Origin of the sequence: Streptomyces sp. CGMCC 4.7035, assembly GCF_031583065.1 — a bacterium.
In the GTDB taxonomy this organism is placed as follows: domain Bacteria; phylum Actinomycetota; class Actinomycetes; order Streptomycetales; family Streptomycetaceae; genus Streptomyces; species Streptomyces yaanensis.
This window is the reverse complement of the sequence record NZ_CP134053.1, coordinates 3,547,124-3,561,879: the sequence shown is the minus strand read 5'-3', so window position 1 is coordinate 3,561,879 and position 14,756 is coordinate 3,547,124. Positions and strand designations below refer to the sequence as shown.

The 14,756-nt window shown below is 72.0% G+C and carries 14 protein-coding genes, 1 tRNA gene and 1 pseudogene; 10 read left to right on the top strand and 6 right to left on the bottom strand.

Annotated elements, in window-relative coordinates; translation table 11 throughout:
* Positions 1-280: 280 nt before the first annotated feature.
* Together Q2K21_RS15160 and kstD are read right to left on the bottom strand one after the other, a co-directional pair.
* Positions 281-1,526, bottom strand: a pseudogene (locus tag Q2K21_RS15160) (hypothetical protein).
* Between the two features lie 127 nt (positions 1,527-1,653).
* Positions 1,654-3,456 (bottom strand): 3-oxosteroid 1-dehydrogenase, encoded by a 1,803-nt coding sequence (kstD, locus tag Q2K21_RS15155; RefSeq protein ID WP_310770949.1) that lies wholly within the window; start codon positions 3,454-3,456, stop codon positions 1,654-1,656.
* 297 nt (positions 3,457-3,753) lie between these two features.
* Between kstD and Q2K21_RS15150 the strand changes: the two genes are divergently transcribed.
* The 3 genes from Q2K21_RS15150 (at position 3,754) to Q2K21_RS15140 (ending at position 5,803) form a co-directional block, all read left to right on the top strand.
* Complete coding sequence (locus Q2K21_RS15150) at positions 3,754-4,140, top strand: hypothetical protein (RefSeq protein WP_310770947.1); 387 nt, start codon at positions 3,754-3,756, stop codon at positions 4,138-4,140.
* 116 nt (positions 4,141-4,256) lie between these two features.
* Positions 4,257-5,147: an LLM class F420-dependent oxidoreductase gene (locus Q2K21_RS15145; protein ID WP_310770945.1), complete on the top strand. Its 891-nt coding sequence runs from the start codon at positions 4,257-4,259 to the stop codon at positions 5,145-5,147.
* 89 nt (positions 5,148-5,236) lie between these two features.
* Positions 5,237-5,803: a cysteine hydrolase family protein gene (locus Q2K21_RS15140; RefSeq protein WP_310770943.1), complete on the top strand. Its 567-nt coding sequence runs from the start codon at positions 5,237-5,239 to the stop codon at positions 5,801-5,803.
* Between the two features lie 127 nt (positions 5,804-5,930).
* Here the strand turns inward: Q2K21_RS15140 and Q2K21_RS15135 are convergent.
* Positions 5,931-6,004, bottom strand: a tRNA-Pro gene (locus Q2K21_RS15135).
* A gap of 99 nt (positions 6,005-6,103) precedes the next feature.
* Between Q2K21_RS15135 and Q2K21_RS15130 the strand changes: the two genes are divergently transcribed.
* Both Q2K21_RS15130 and cobF read left to right on the top strand, forming a co-directional pair.
* Positions 6,104-6,628, top strand: a complete 525-nt coding sequence (locus Q2K21_RS15130; RefSeq protein WP_310770941.1) for a DUF309 domain-containing protein — start codon at positions 6,104-6,106, stop codon at positions 6,626-6,628.
* 57 nt (positions 6,629-6,685) lie between these two features.
* Positions 6,686-7,474 carry a precorrin-6A synthase (deacetylating) gene (gene cobF / locus Q2K21_RS15125; RefSeq protein ID WP_310770939.1) on the top strand — a complete coding sequence of 263 codons (789 nt, stop codon included), beginning with the start codon at positions 6,686-6,688 and terminating at the stop codon, positions 7,472-7,474.
* 292 nt (positions 7,475-7,766) lie between these two features.
* Here cobF and Q2K21_RS15120 read toward each other — a convergent pair whose 3' ends face one another.
* Complete coding sequence (locus Q2K21_RS15120; RefSeq protein ID WP_310770937.1) at positions 7,767-8,513, bottom strand: cobalt-precorrin-6A reductase; 747 nt, start codon at positions 8,511-8,513, stop codon at positions 7,767-7,769.
* 130 nt (positions 8,514-8,643) lie between these two features.
* Here Q2K21_RS15120 and Q2K21_RS15115 point away from each other — a divergent pair, with 130 nt between their 5' ends.
* Positions 8,644-9,432 (top strand): HAD-IIA family hydrolase, encoded by a 789-nt coding sequence (locus Q2K21_RS15115; protein WP_310770935.1) that lies wholly within the window; start codon positions 8,644-8,646, stop codon positions 9,430-9,432.
* A 15-nt stretch (positions 9,433-9,447) separates the two neighbouring features.
* On the opposite strand, the gene Q2K21_RS15110 is transcribed toward Q2K21_RS15115, so the two are convergent.
* Both Q2K21_RS15110 and Q2K21_RS15105 read right to left on the bottom strand, forming a co-directional pair.
* Positions 9,448-10,221: a sulfite exporter TauE/SafE family protein gene (locus Q2K21_RS15110; RefSeq protein WP_310770933.1), complete on the bottom strand. Its 774-nt coding sequence runs from the start codon at positions 10,219-10,221 to the stop codon at positions 9,448-9,450.
* A gap of 188 nt (positions 10,222-10,409) precedes the next feature.
* Complete coding sequence (locus Q2K21_RS15105) at positions 10,410-11,597, bottom strand: thiolase family protein (protein WP_310770931.1); 1,188 nt, start codon at positions 11,595-11,597, stop codon at positions 10,410-10,412.
* A 145-nt stretch (positions 11,598-11,742) separates the two neighbouring features.
* Between Q2K21_RS15105 and Q2K21_RS15100 the strand changes: the two genes are divergently transcribed.
* The 4 genes from Q2K21_RS15100 (at position 11,743) to Q2K21_RS15085 (ending at position 14,693) form a co-directional block, all read left to right on the top strand.
* Positions 11,743-12,000, top strand: a complete 258-nt coding sequence (locus Q2K21_RS15100) for a WhiB family transcriptional regulator (protein WP_310770929.1) — start codon at positions 11,743-11,745, stop codon at positions 11,998-12,000.
* Positions 12,001-12,102: 102 nt separating this feature from the next.
* Positions 12,103-12,441 (top strand): DUF3140 domain-containing protein, encoded by a 339-nt coding sequence (locus tag Q2K21_RS15095; protein ID WP_310770927.1) that lies wholly within the window; start codon positions 12,103-12,105, stop codon positions 12,439-12,441.
* 7 nt (positions 12,442-12,448) lie between these two features.
* Positions 12,449-13,105: an HhH-GDP family DNA glycosylase gene (locus Q2K21_RS15090; protein ID WP_310770925.1), complete on the top strand. Its 657-nt coding sequence runs from the start codon at positions 12,449-12,451 to the stop codon at positions 13,103-13,105.
* Positions 13,106-13,361: 256 nt separating this feature from the next.
* Complete coding sequence (locus Q2K21_RS15085; RefSeq protein ID WP_310770923.1) at positions 13,362-14,693, top strand: jacalin-like lectin; 1,332 nt, start codon at positions 13,362-13,364, stop codon at positions 14,691-14,693.
* The last annotated feature ends 63 nt before the right edge of the window (positions 14,694-14,756 follow it).

Sequence of the window (14,756 nt, the reverse complement as noted above, 5' to 3'; positions counted from 1 at the left end):
ATCGGACGTTACGCCCGATAGGGGGCGTCGGCATTCCGCCCAGTCGTCCGGGGTGACGGGGCGGCGCGGGGCGGACCAGGCCCCACGCGAAGCACACCCTCAGCCTGGCCGTCGCCGTCGTCTTCGCCTTCGCCTTCGCCTTCGCCTTCGCCGAGAACGTGCGCGGCCCGCGAGCGGGAGCATGCGTGCTCCTACGCGCACGCGGGGGCCCAGGGCCCCCGCGCCCGACGCCCGGCGCCCGACGCCCGGCGGGACCAGGGACCCCGGAGGCCGCCGCACGTCACGGCCGCGCCGGTGCCGCCTTGCGGAGGGCCGCGATGCACGTGCCGATGGCCGACTGGAGTTCCTCGAGGCGCTGGAGCATGTCGTCCTCGTACAGGTCGTCGAGCTCGTCGGCGTCCTCGAAGGTCAGCTCCTCGAAGACCTTCGTCGCCCGCTGCAGGCCGCTGTAGAACTTCGTCCGGCGCTCCTGGAGGCGCAGTTCGGGATCGGACTCGACCGTCTGGACGACGAGTTCCTTCACGGTGTCGTAGGCCTCCGTGGCCCACTGTCCGGCCTCTTCGCCGTCGTCCAGCTCGTCGATGAGGGACAGATGACGCTCGGCCTCCGCGCGCAGGGCGGCCGGTGCGTCGATCGTCTGCCCGGCGGGGGTCTTGACCTGGCCGTTCTCGACGATCTGGCGGACATAGCCGATACGGTCCGCGGTCCGGGACTCGCTGGCCACGGCCTTCTTCAGTTCGTCGGTGCGGGCGATGTCACGGGCCAGCCCGGTCTGGAGGACCGGGTCCTCCTTCAGCCGGTCGAGGAGCGCGGCCCGGGCGGTGTGGGCGGTCGCGGGGTCGGCAAGGATCGCGGCGCGCAGTGCGGTGGGGTTCTCGGCGACCTCCAGCGCCTTGGTCGGCCGGATGCCCTCGGCCTCGGCCGCCGCGGCGATCGCGGTCCCGCGCTCGGAGGACGCGCTGGAGCGGGAGGCGTAGTACGAGAGCCACGCGTCGGAGTCCGGCAGTTCGATGTCCTGGCCCGGGACCAGGATCTCGAAGTGCGGAACGAGACCGTCGTCGGCGGCCTTGTCCCACGCCCTGTAGTAGCGCATGACCCGCTCCGCGGAGCACCCCGCCAGCTCGGCGAACCGCTTGGCGGAGATCTTCGGGGTCTCCCCCCGCCGGCTGCCCGCCGGGCCGCACGCTGCGCGCCACCTTCAGCGCGAACGCCCAGCCGCCGGTGCGCGCGTACACCCCGAACTCACGGGCGTCGCGCGCCACGGTCTCGGCCACCTCGGGCTCCACGGAAAACGGGACCGCCGCCACGGCCACCTCGGGCTCCGCGGAAGACGGGGGCGCCGCCCCGTCCACCCCCGGCTCCACCGAAGACGGGGCCGCCTCGCCGGCCGCTCCCGGCTCGACCCAGAACCCTCCGTCTCCGGAAGCCTCCTCGACGGCCGGCCCGCCGCCGGCGGACATGTGTTCTGCGGGCCTGTCCTCGTCGGGCGAACCGGCCGCTTCGGACGGGACGATCGCTACGGTCACAGGGAACTCTCCCGGGCACTCGCGGACTGGAAACCGAAGCGAGCAGCCTATATGAACCCGTTGCTACGCCTTTGCGCCCTCTCCCTTCGTACCCTCTGCTCGTACCCTCTCTCGTTCACCCCGGCCCTCACGCCCCGGCCGCGAGATCCAGGGCGGCGATGTACCCGAAGGTCATCGCGGGACCGATCGTCGAGCCCGCGCCCGCGTAGCTGTGCCCCATCACGGCGGCGCTGGCATTCCCGGCCGCGTACAGACCGGGGATCACCGAGCCGTCCGCGCGCAGCACGCGCGCGCGGGCGTCCGTGCGCATGCCGCCCTTGGTGCCCAGGTCGCCCGGGACGATCTTGAAAGCGTAGTACGGGGCCAGCCACAGCGGTGCCAGACAAGAGTTCGGGGTGACCGCGGGGTCGGTGTAGTAGTGGTCGTACGCGCTGTCGCCGCGATGGAAGTCGGCGTCCTTGCCACTGAGCGCGAGGGAGTTGAAGCGGTCGACGGTGGCGCGCAGCGCGGCCGCGGGCACGCCGATCTGCCCGGCCAGCGCGTCCAGCGTCCAGGCCTTGTGGGCGACGCCGGAGCCGTACCAGGCGTCGGGGAACGTGAAGGTGGGCGCGACGTCCTTGAAGAGGTACCGGTTGCGGTAGTTCTGGTCGACGATCAGCCAGGCCGGGATGTCCGGGGCGGTCGCGTTGCGGTCGTACATCGTGTGGACGACGTCGCTGTACGGGGCGGCCTCGTTGACGAAACGGGCGCCGGCCGCGTTCACCAACAAGCCGCCCGGCAAGGTGCGTTCGGCGAGGCAGAAGTAGGGCTCGCCGGGCAGCGGGATCGCCGGGCCCCACCAGGCGTCGTCCATCAGGTCGAGCGCGGCGCCGGCCCGCTCGCCCGCGCGGATGCCGTCGCCGGTGTTCTCCTGGGCGCCCACGGTCCACGCGGTGCCGATGGGCTGGCGCTGGTACTGCGCGCGCATGGCCGCGTTGTGCTCGAAGCCGCCGGAGCCGACGATCACCCCGCGCCGGGCCCGGAGCAGACCGGGCGTACCGTCGCGTGTCACGACGGCTCCCGTGACCGCGCCCCCTTCGACGTGGAGGTCGGTGAGCGGGGTGTTCAGCCAGACGGGCACGTTCGCGGCGAGCAGCCCCGCGCGCAGCCCGGCCGCCAGCGACTGCCCCATGGTGAGGGGCTTCTGGCCGAGGAGCGCGGCCTTGGTGCCCCGGGCGAGGCACTCGGTGGCGACAGCTGTCCCCTTGGCGCTGACGACGGACAGGGTGAGCCATTTGTAGTCGGCGCTGAAGACCACCATGCCGGCCGGGACGGCCATGTACGGCGGGTTGAGGTGGGCGAGTTCGGCGCCGAGGATGTTCCCGTCGAGCTGGTCGGGTTCGATGGAGCGGCCGCCGGGCAGTCCGCCCGGCAGCTCGGGGTAGTAGTCGCTGTACCCCTCCATCCAGCGGAAGCGCAGCGGGCTGTGGGCCATGACGAAGGAGATCATGGCGGGCCCGTGGCCGAGGAAGGCCTGCTGCCGCGCCGCGGAGACGTCCGGGCCGACGACCGCCGCGAGATAGGCGGCCGCCTTCGCCGGGGTGTCGGGGACGACCGCGGCCAGGATGACCGGGTTGTTCGGGATCCAGATGCCGGCCCCGGAGCGCGCCGCCGACCCGCCGAAGGTGGCCGCCTTCTCCACGACGACGCAGCTCAGACCCTGGTGCGCGGCCGTCAGCGCGGCGGTCATGCCCGCCGCACCGGAGCCGATCACGACGACGTCGTACGTGCCGAGCGGGGGCAGGTCGGCCGCCCGTGCCGGGTCGGCGGCCGCAGACAGCCCGGCCGCGAGCGCGAGACCGACGCCGGCACCGCCGAGCACCTGTCGGCGCGACGGTCCGGCCGTCACGGGGAATGCGGTGGGTCTGGCCGGTTCCGCGCTTGTGGGCATGACAGATCGCTCCAGGATGCCGAGGGACGGTGAGGGCCGTGCGGTGCTGCGCGAGTGCTCTCGGTGCCGTGCGGCACTCCCGAGGAGCGCTGCCTCGTTTTCTGATGCGGTGTCAGGGAATGTCGCGCGGGCGTCCTGTGAAGTCAAGGGGCATGTCATGCGCGGATGAAGTGAAGACCTCGGCCGACGGCAGGCCCTGCACGCGACGGGGGCGGCCGCCGGAGGAACCCGTCCCCCTCGGGGTGAACTTGGTTCGATCCGCCGCCCTCCCCACGGCCCGCCACTACGGTGACCGGTATGAGCGCCGACGACCTGTCCCTCGCGGACCAGTGGCCACTCTTGCCGGCCTGGATGTGGGACTGCGGCGTATGTGTCCGGCTGTACGAGGCGACGCGGCATCTCCAGGGCGTCATGGCCGAGTTGCGGCTGAGCGGCGAGCAGGGCACACAACGGGACTTCGCGGACGGCGTGCCGGGGACGCAGATCCGGCTCGGTGAGCATCTCGCGACGAAGCACACGGAACGACTGCCCGACTGGGACGACACCTGCGAGACGTGCTCCCTGCACCGGTACGCCCTCGCCCGGGATTCCGGCACGTCACCCCGGCCGGCCGCCACGAAGGCGGCGGCGGCGCACCGGGCGCGCCATGTGTTCGCTCCGCCACGGACCGTTGGACTCATGTGACCCCTGCGGAGTACGTCCGGCGTGGAATACGCCGCATCGGCCACCCGTTGGGCTCTGCTGTCATCCAAGTGATCCACGAACACGACGCGACACCGAGTACGGAGGGATCGGAACCGATGGGCGACGAGACGAGCACGGAGCGCGGAAGCTCCCTGAAGGAGACCGTCGGACGGCACGGCATCTGGAGTATGGGGCTGCGTTCGGAGGACCCGGACCGGCGCGGCGAACTGGCCGAGGCCGCCGCCGAACTGGAGGAACTCGGTTTCGGCGCCGTCTGGTTGGGCGGCAGTACCGGAGTGCGCCACGCGGTGCCGCTGATCGAGGCGACCTCGCATCTCGTCGTGGCCACCGGCATCCAGAGCATCTGGCAGTACGAGGCCGCCGAGACCGCGGAGCGCTTCGCCGAACTGGAGGCGGACCGCCCCGGGCGCTTCCTGCTCGGACTCGGCGTCAGCCACGCGAAAATGACGGACCGGTACCAGCGCCCGTACTCGGCGATGGTCGGCTATCTGGACGCCCTCGACGCCGCCGGCGTCCCCGCCGGGCGCCGCGTCCTGGCCGCGCTCGGCCCGAAGATGCTGGAGCTGTCCCGCGACCGGACCGCCGGCTCGCACCCGTATCTGGTCACGACCGAGCACACCGCCCGGGCCCGGGGGATCCTGGGCGCCGCTCCGCTGCTCGCGCCGGAGACGAAGGTGGTCCTGGACACGGACCCGGACAGCGCCCGAGCCAAGGCCCGCGGCGTTCTGGCCTTCTACCTGGAGCTGCCGAACTACACGAACGCCCTTGCGCAGTTCGGCTTCACGGAGGAGGACTTCGCGGACGGCGGCAGCGACCGCCTGGTCGACGCGCTGTTCGCCTGGGGCGACGACGACCGGATCCGGCAACGGATCGAGGCCTTCCATGCGGCGGGCGCGGACCATGTGGCCCTTCAGGTGGTCGACGACCAGCCCGGCGACTCCCTCCCGCGCGCCGCCTGGCGGCGCCTCGCCGACCTGCTGCGCTGACGGCCCGCCCACGGTGGACGGGGCCATTGTCAGTGGCCCCGTCTACGGTGGGGCCAACAGAGGATCAGCGGCGAGAAACAGGAGCTCCCATGACGACCCTGCCCGACCGGCCGAACACGGCGCTGCTCGTCATCGACGTCCAGAACGGGGTGGTGGCGGGCGCCGCTCACCGCGACAGCGTGATCGCGAACATCAACACCCTGGTCGACAAGGCGCGCGCGGAGGACGTGCCCGTGGTCTGGGTGCAGCACTCCGACGACGGGCTCAAGCGGGACAGCGAGGACTGGCAGTACGTGCCTGAGCTGGTGCGCCGCGACGAGGAGCCTCTCGTCCACAAACTCTACGGCGACTCGTTCGAGGACACGGAACTGGAGGCGGTGCTCGCCGAGCGCGGGGTGGGGCGGCTCGTCGTCACGGGCGCCCAGACCGACGCGTGCATCCGCTCGACCCTCCACGGAGCCTTCGTTCGGGGGTACGACGTGACGCTGGTCGGCGACGCCCACACGACGGAGGACCTCACCGCGTACGGCGCTCCGGCCCCGGAGCAGGTGATAGCGCACACCAACCTCTACTGGAAGTGGCAGAGCGCGCCCGGGCGCCGCGGGGGAACCGTCGACACGGCGGAGGTGACCTTCGCGGCGGCCGACGCGGGCTGAGCGGACCGAGGGGCCGCACCCGGCCCCTGTGGGTCGGCCACGATTTGTCATGCTTAGGCTTACACCCCCTCCGACCGACGCGAAAAGGGCCCCCGCGAGCTCTCGCCCGCGAAGACCCTTCGCACCGTCGGGACGACAGGATTTGAACCTGCGACCCCTTGACCCCCAGTCAAGTGCGCTACCAAGCTGCGCCACGTCCCGGTGCGTCTCCCGCGGTGTCCCGCGTGATCGCGCGAACAGAACTTTACCCCACGACTGGGACTGCGCCGAAGCGGGCGCGGGACGCGGGACAATCGGGGTATGAGCGACGCATCGGGAGTTCGGGCGGGCCGGGGGCGCGATCGGGACGCGGAGGGGCGGGCCCGCAGCGCACGGCCGCGGGACGGGCTGGGGCGGCCCCTGCCGTACGGGGCGCAGGGCGTGGCGCGCCAGCCGGAGGGCGTCGTACGGGGCCCGGAGGACACCGTCACCGAGGCCCAGGCCCTGCTGGACGCCGGGAAGCCCTTCCACGCGCACGAGGTCTTCGAGGACGCCTGGAAGACGGGGCCCGAGGAGGAGCGCGCCCTGTGGCGGGGGCTCGCCCAGCTCGCGGTCGGCCTCACGCACGCGGCCCGCGGCAACGTGACCGGCGGCGCCCGGCTGCTGCGGCGTGGCGCCGAAGCCGTCGAGGGGTGGGCGACGCGGACCGGACGGGCCCGTCCCTACGGCCTGGAGGTCGCCGAACTGGCCGCCTGGGCACGGGAGCTGGCAGCCGTCGTGGAGCGGAACGCGGTGGCCGTCGACGCGCGGGCACGGGCGCCCCGGCTGCGCGGGAAACAGCCGTAGGGCGGGCCGCGGCGGGGGCGTGCACAAGCTGTCCGCGGCGTACGGCAGACTCGGGGCGTGCGAAAGATTCATGTCATCGGCATCGGGGCGGGCGACCCCGACCAGCTGACCCTGCAGGCGGTCAAGGCGCTGAAGAGCACGGACGTGTTCTTCATCCTCGACAAGGGCGAGGTGAAGTCGGACCTCGTCCAACTGCGCCGCGACATCCTCGACGCACACATACCGGAGGGGACCTACCGCCTGGTCGAGGCGCGCGACCCCGAGCGCGACCGGGCCGCGGGCGGCTCCGCCTACTCCCCCGCCGTCGGCGACTGGCGCTCGGCGCGCGCCGGCATCTACGAGCGGCTCATCGCCGAGGAACTGGGCGATGACGAGAGCGGTGCGTTCCTGGTGTGGGGCGACCCGTCGCTGTACGACAGCACGCTCGGCATCCTGGAGGAGATCCTGGACCGGGGCGCGGTGACGTTCTCGTACGACGTCGTGCCCGGTATCAGCAGCGTCTCGGCGCTCGTCGCAAGGCACCGCACCGGACTCAACCGGGTCGCCCGGCCGGTCCAGATCACCACGGGCCGCCGTCTGGCGGAGGGCTTCCCGGAGGGGGTCGACGACGTGGTCGTGATGCTCGACGCCCACCAGACCTTCCGGCAGTACGCGGACCAGGACATCGACATCTACTGGGGCGCGTACATCGGCACGCCGGACGAGATACTCGCCTCCGGCCCGCTCTCCGAGACGGCCGAGCACATCGAGCGGCTGCGCGCCGAGGCCCGGGAGCGCAAGGGCTGGATCATGGACACGTATCTGCTGCGCAGACATCCGCGGGGCCGGGGCACGGCGGCCGAGTAGCGGGAGGAGACCCGGCACCCGAGCACGCGCGAACCGGGTGCCGGGCACCTCGGGCCGCCGTCGCGAGCCGAGCCGTCCTCCCGAGCCGGGCCGCCATCGCGAGCCGGGCCGTCCTCGGGAGCCGAGCCGTCGTCGGGAGCCGTGCCGTGTTCGCGCCGAGGCACCCCTTCGGCCGTATCCAGCGACTCTGCCGTATCCGCAGACTCTGCCGTGTACAGCGACCCTGCCATATCCGCGGACCCTGCCGTATCCGCCGACTCTGCCGTGTCCGGCGACCGGATCCGCGCGTCCGTCATCGGGGGCCCAGCCCCAGCCGGGCCAGCACTCCGGCCACGTCCGGCACCGCGGTCACGCCGTCGGGCAAGGGGGGACGGCGTACGACGACCACCGGGAGTCCGAGCTCCCGCGCGGCCGTGAGCTTGGCCGCCGTCGCCGCTCCCCCACTGTCCTTCGTCACCAGCACGTCGATGCGGTGCCCGCTCAGCAGCGCGGTCTCGTCCTGGACCGTGAACGGCCCGCGGGCCAGCAGTACCTCCACGTCCGGCGGCATGGGAGGCTCGGGCGGCTCCACCGACCGCACGACGAAGTGGAGGTCGGTCAGGTGTGCGAAGGCCGCGAGACCCAGCCGGCCGGTGGTGAGGAAGACGCGTCGGCCGAGCGGCGCGAGCAGTCCCGCCGCTTCGGCGAGCGAGGCGGCCTCGTGCCAGCGGTCGCCGGGGCCCGCGCTCCAGCCGGGCCTGCGCAGCACCACGGCGGGGACACCGGTCGCCGCCGCGGCCCACGCCGCGTTCGCCGTGATCCCCGCGGCGAACGGGTGCGTGGCGTCGACCACCGCGTCCACACGGTGCTCTCGCAGCCAGGCGGCCAGCCCCTCCGCGCCGCCGAAGCCCCCGACGCGGACCTCCCCCTCGAGAGCCCCCAGCCGGGACACCCGCCCGGCCAGAGACGTCGTCACCCGCACGCCGGAGCGCGCCGCGAGCGAGGCGGCGAGTTCGCGTGCCTCGGTGGTACCGCCGAGGACCAGGACATGCGGGGACATGATGACGAGGGTACGGGCACCGTCGGCCCCCTCGCCCCGAGCACCTTCGCGTTCCACGGGCCGAGGGACCCCGTCCCCGCCCCGCACGCCGTGCCGCTGTCCGGCGACCATCGCTCGCTATGGTCCTGACATGGATTCAGTGCGTGCGGTCCTCATCGACATCGACGGGGTGCTCACCGTCTCGTGGCAGCCGCTGCCGGGCGCGGTCGAGGCGTTGCGGGAGATTCGCGACCTGGGTCTGCCCATCGCTCTGCTCACCAACACGACGTCCCGCACCCGTGCGTCGATCGCCGAGACCCTCTCGGCGTCCGGTTTCCCCGTGGCCGCCAAGGACATCCTCACCGCGCCCGCCGTCACCGCCGCATACCTCGCGGAGCACTGTCCCGGCGCGCGGTGCTCCCTGCTCAACAGCGGTGACATCGGCGACGACCTCTTCGGTGTCTCCGTCGTCGATGACGACGCCGACGCCGACGCCGTCCCGGACGTCGTGATCGTCGGCGGCGCCGGTCCCGAGTTCGACTACGCCGCGCTCAACCGCGCCTTCGGCCACCTCCAGCAGGGGGCACGGCTGGTCGCCATGCACCGCAATCTGTACTGGCGCACCGACCAGGGGCTACAGCTGGACTCGGGGGCGTTCGTGCTCGGGCTGGAGAAGGCGGCGCGTACGGAGGCCGAGGTCACGGGCAAGCCGTCACCCGCGTTCTTCGAGGCGGCGCTGGCTCATGTCGGGGTCGGCGCCGACCAGGCGCTGATGGTCGGCGACGACATCGAGTCCGACGTGCTCGCGGCGCAGCGCGCCGGTATCACCGGGGTGCTGGTCAGGACCGGCAAGTACCTGCCGGAGACCCACCGGGACGCGAGCGGTGAGCCCGACCATGTCCTGGACTCCTTCGCGGACCTCCCCACGCTGCTGGGTTAGTACCCGCTGCCGTCCTCACCGCAGCAGCAACTGGACGGCGCCGACCACCGTCGCGGCGATGACCAGCTGTTCGAACAGGCGCTGGTTGATCCGGTTCACCGCCCACTTGCCGACGAAGGCACCCGGCACCACGAACACCGCGAGCGCCGCGTCCAGCAGCAGTGAGCGGCCGTCGATCAGGCCGAGGCCCGCGCTGAAGGGCACCTTGGAGACGTTGACGATCAGGAAGAAGAAGGCCGAGGTGCCGAGGAAGCCCAGTTTGCGGAAGCCGGCGGAGAGGAGGTACATCGACATCACCGGGCCGCCCGCGTTGGCGACCATCGTGGTGAAGCCGCCGAGGATGCCGTAGGAGCGGGCCCTGATCCGGCCGGCGCGGGTGGTCACGGAGTCGGGATCCTCGTCGCGGTCGGCACCGCGGCGCCGCCACACCGTGACCGCCGCCATCAGCAGCAGGATGGCGCCGATCGATGTCCGTACGACCCCGTCGTCGGCCCACACCAGGAACAGTGTGCCGAGGACGACGCCCGCGGCGACCGCCGGGAACAGGCGCCACAGGGTGGGCCAGTGGGCGTGCCGCCGGTAGGTGAGGACCGCGAGGACGTCGCCGACGATCAGGATGGGCAGCAGGACGCCGGTCGAGGCGCGGGCGGGCAGGACGGCGGCGAAGATGGCCAGGCTGACCGTGTTGGCGCCGCTCACGGCGGTCTTGGAGAAGCCGACGAGCATCGCCGCGGCGGCCAGTGCGGCGAATCCCCAGGGGGAAATGTTCCAGAGTGTCATCGTGTTCATGCGGGGACCGATGCTATGCCCACGTATCTGGCCGCCGTAAGGAGCGTCTCGACAGGTGGCCCGCTCCCGATTCCTCGAACCCGGCCCTGCACCGGCCGGTTCCCGAACATGTCCGGCCGGTGCCGCTGTTGACGCGGACCTGGTGCCGACGCGCCCGCAGGTGACGTACCGCACTTCCAGCGGAGCGCTCAGTGCCGTTCGACGAGGACCGCGCTGCCCTGGCCGACGCCGACGCACATGGTGGCGAGCCCGCGTACCGAGCCCGTGCGGCGCATGCGGTGCAGGAGGGTCGTCAGGATGCGTGCGCCCGAGCAGCCGAGCGGGTGGCCGAGGGCGATGGCACCGCCGGTGGGGTTGACCAGATCGGGGTCGATGCCGAGGCGGTCGACGCAGGCGAGGGCCTGGGCGGCGAACGCCTCGTTGAACTCGGCCTCCTGGATGTCGCCGATCGTCCAGCCGGCGCGCGTCAGGGCCTTCTCGGTGGCGGGGACGGGGCCGATGCCCATGACGTCCGGGTGGACGCCGGCCGAGGCTCCGGCGACGTACCGGCCGAGGGACTCGAGGCCCAGTTCGTTCAGGGCCTCCTCACTGACGAGGAGGAGTCCGGCCGCACCGTCGTTCATGGGCGAGGCGTTGCCCGCCGTGACGGTGCCGCCCTCGCGGAACACCGGCTTGAGGCGGGCCAGTTTCTCGTACGACGTGTCCTCGCGCACGCTTTCGTCGACGGTGACCACGACCCCGTCCGGCCGGGTCAAGGGCAGGAGCTCGTCGTCGAAGTACCCGTTCTTGCCGGCGTCCGCGGCACGCCGGTGGCTGCGCAGGGCGAAGTCGTCCTGGCGTTCGCGCGGGATGCCGTACCGCTCGGCGACCTCCTCGGCGGTCTCGCCCATGGACAGCAGTCCGTGCAGATCCTTCATCGCCGGGTTGACCAGGCGCCAGCCGAGGCGGGTGTCGGCGGTCTCGATGCGGTGCGGCAGGGCCTCGTCGGGACGGGGCAGCACGAAGGGGGCACGGCTCATGGACTCGGAACCACCCGCGAGCACCATGTCCGCCTCGCCCGCCGCGATCGCACGGGCGGCCGTCGTCACGGCCTCCAGACCGGAGGCGCACAGCCGGTTGACCGTGGCGCCCGGTACGGACTCGGGCAGGCCGGCGAGCAGGGCGGCCATACGGGCGACGTTGCGGTTGTCCTCGCCGGCCTGGTTGGCCGCGCCCCAGTAGACGTCGTCGATGCGGGCCGGGTCGAGGGCTGGCACGTCGGCGATCAGACCGCGGATGACGGTCGCGGCAAGGTCGTCGGGGCGTACGGAGGACAGGGCGCCGCGCAGCTTGCCGATGGGGGTGCGGCGGGCTGCCGCGAAGTGGACGGTACGCACGACGAACTCCTGACCTGCCTCGACAATTAATTAGCACTGCTAGTTTTGGACTATAGACCGCCGGGCGGCCCGCTGGGAAGACGCCCCGGACACCGAAGCGCTCCCGCCGGGTTTCACCCGATCCGTCCTGGGGACCCGGCCGCGCATGGAGTGGTTGCGGTACGCCGCGTGCGTGGACGAGGACCCCGAGCTGTTCTTCCCCGTCGGGACGACGGGGCCGGCCCTCGACGACATCGCCGCCGCCAAGCGCGTCTGTGGTCGCTGCCCGGTGATCGTCGAGTGCCTGGCCTGGGCACTGAACAGCGGGCAGACGGCGGGCGTGTGGGGCGGCACCTGTGAGCAGGAGCGTGTTGAACTGCTCCGGGTCACGCGACACCGACAGACAGGGAGAAGCGCGGGTTGACCGTGCCGAACAGCACGGTCCCCCGAGGCCGAGCACCGGCCGCGCGAGGGCTGGACCGCCGAGAGGCGGAGAGAAGCCACCGAGGGCGGAGAGGAGCACGCCATGACCGACGCCCTGGAGCTGGACGCGCTGTGGGACGAGTTCCACCGCGTGGTGAACATGACCTCCCAGGAACTGGCGGCCTGGCTGCGGGTCCGGGACGCCGACGAGGAGACCGAGCCGCTGCCCGAGCACGCGGGCACCCCGACCGGGCGGCACGTCCTCGCGATCCTGCGGAAGCGGCGCATGGATCTCACGGACGACGACATCCGGGTGATGTACGACGTCGTGGAGACCGTCACCGACCAGCGGGACACCGCCGACGAGCCCGAGGCCGACGAGGACCACCGGCGCCACCGGTTGATGACGCTGGGCCACGACCCGCTCAAACCGCCGCAGTGAGGCCGCCATGACCCGCGACGAAGACGCGTCCCGCGTCATCGAGGAACTTGTCGCCGAGTACGGACACACCTACGCCGAAGAGGCGGGCATCCGGCTCAAGGACACTCCGCAGCCGCTCTACCGGCTGCTGCTCATGGCCCTGCTCCTCAGCGCCCGCATCCGCACGTCGATCGCCCTCGCCACGGTGCGGGCGCTGCACGACGCGGGTCTGAACGATCCGCGCCGCATGGCCGGGGCCGACTGGCAGGAACGCGTCGACGCGCTGGGCCGGGGCGGCTACCGGCGCTACGACGAGCGGACCGCGACCCAACTCGGCGACGGGGCCGAGCTACTGACGGAGCGTTGGAGCGGCGACCTGCGGCGTATGCGGGAGGAGGCCGGTCAGGACGTCTCCGCCCTGCGCCGGCTGCTGCAGGAGATACCGGGGATGGGGCCGGCCGGTGCGGACATCTTCCTGCGCGAAGTACAGCGGGTCTGGCCGGAGGTGGCACCCCGCCTGGACGCCAAGGCCCTCTCCGGGGCGGAGCGGCTCGGACTGCCGAAGGATCCCGAGAAGCTGGTGGAGCTCGCCGGGGACACCGAACCGGCCGTGCTGGCCGCAGCGTTGGTGCACGCCGCCCTCGACAAGAAGGTGGCGGAGGGCGTTCTGGAACACGCCGGGTGACGGCCGCCGCACACCCACCCGGACGGCGAGTGACGGCCGCCGCACCCCCCGCCGACGCGTCGCCTTCGCGCGGTGGCGGGCGGCGGCCCGCCGTCAACGGGCGGCCCACCGCCAACGGCCCGGCGACTACCGGATGAAGTTTTCACCCGAAGTGCAGAAAGCGCGTTCCCCCACAGACTTTGTCGCTACGTTTTGACATGCACGCAACACCACGTTCTCCTTCACCCTCCCGTCACCCCCCAAGGAGCCGTTCCCCATGCGCAGACTCCTCGCCACTCTCGCGGCGGCCGCCGCCGCGCTCGGCGGACTCACGGCCGCCGCGCCCACAGCGGCGGCGGCCGATTCGGGCACGTTCCATGTGCTCACCTACAACGTCGCGGGACTCCCGGAGAGCCTCTCCAGCGCCCCGACACCGCGCGAGTCGAGCACGACGACGATCGGCGGGCGGCTCGGCCCGTACGACATCGTCCACGTCCAGGAGGACTTCAACTACCACGCCTACCTGTACGCGGCGGACTCCCACCCCTACCGCACGCCCACCAGCGGCGGCGCAGGCATCGGCAGCGGCCTCAACACGCTGTCCGGCCTCCCCTACGACACCGACGACTTCGAGCGCGTGCACTGGAACTCGTGCCAGTACGACTCCGGCGACTGCCTCACCCCCAAGGGCTTCACCTTCATGCGGGAGCGGCTCGCCGAGGGCGTCTACGTCGACTTCTACAACCTGCACACCAACGCCGGCACGAACGACGGCGACCTGGCCTCACGCGCGGACAACCTCAACCAGCTCACGGACTTCATCAAGACCCACTCCGCGGGCAACGCCGTCGTCGTCATGGGCGACACCAACACCCGCTACACACGCTCGGGCGACACGATCGCCGAGTTCGCCGCAACGAACGGCCTCACCGACGCCTGGGTCCAGCTGATCCGGGGCGGCACCCCGCCCGCCAAGGGCAGCGACGCCCTGGTCTGCGACGAGAACGCGATCACGAACACCTGCGAGGTCGTCGACAAGATCCTCTATCGGGGCAGCAAGCTCGTCTCGCTGAACGCCACGTCGTACAACAACGAGCACGCCACGTTCCTCACCGACGACGGGCTGATGCTGTCCGACCACGACCCGATCACCGCGTCGTTCACCTGGTCGCGCAACTCCGCCTTCCAGCTCAGCGACCAGTTCGGCGGGCCGCACGGTGACTACTACAACGACATCGACAGCGTTCCTGCGGGCGCCCGTGCCACGAGCATCCAGCTGAGCAGCGGCTCGCGCGTCGACCGGATCGGGGTGACGCTGAGCAACGGCACCACGCTGGCCCACGGCGGCACCGGCGGCACGGCGTCGTCGCTGACGCTGGGCAGCGGCGAGTACGTGAGCGGCGCGCAGTTGTGCCAGGGCGTGAAGGACGGCCACACCCGGATCTTCTACGCGAAGTTCACCACCAACCTCGGCCACACCCTCACGGGCGGCACCTCGACCTCCGACTGCGTGACCCGCACGGCGCCCTCCGGCTGGCAGATCGCCGGATTCCACGGGCGCTCCGGCGACGAGGTCGACAAGATCGGCTTCATCTACACCAAGCGCTGACGCCCCGCGACGCCACAAGAAGGGCCGCTGCCGGATCCGGTGGCGGCCCTTCCGTATGGCTGT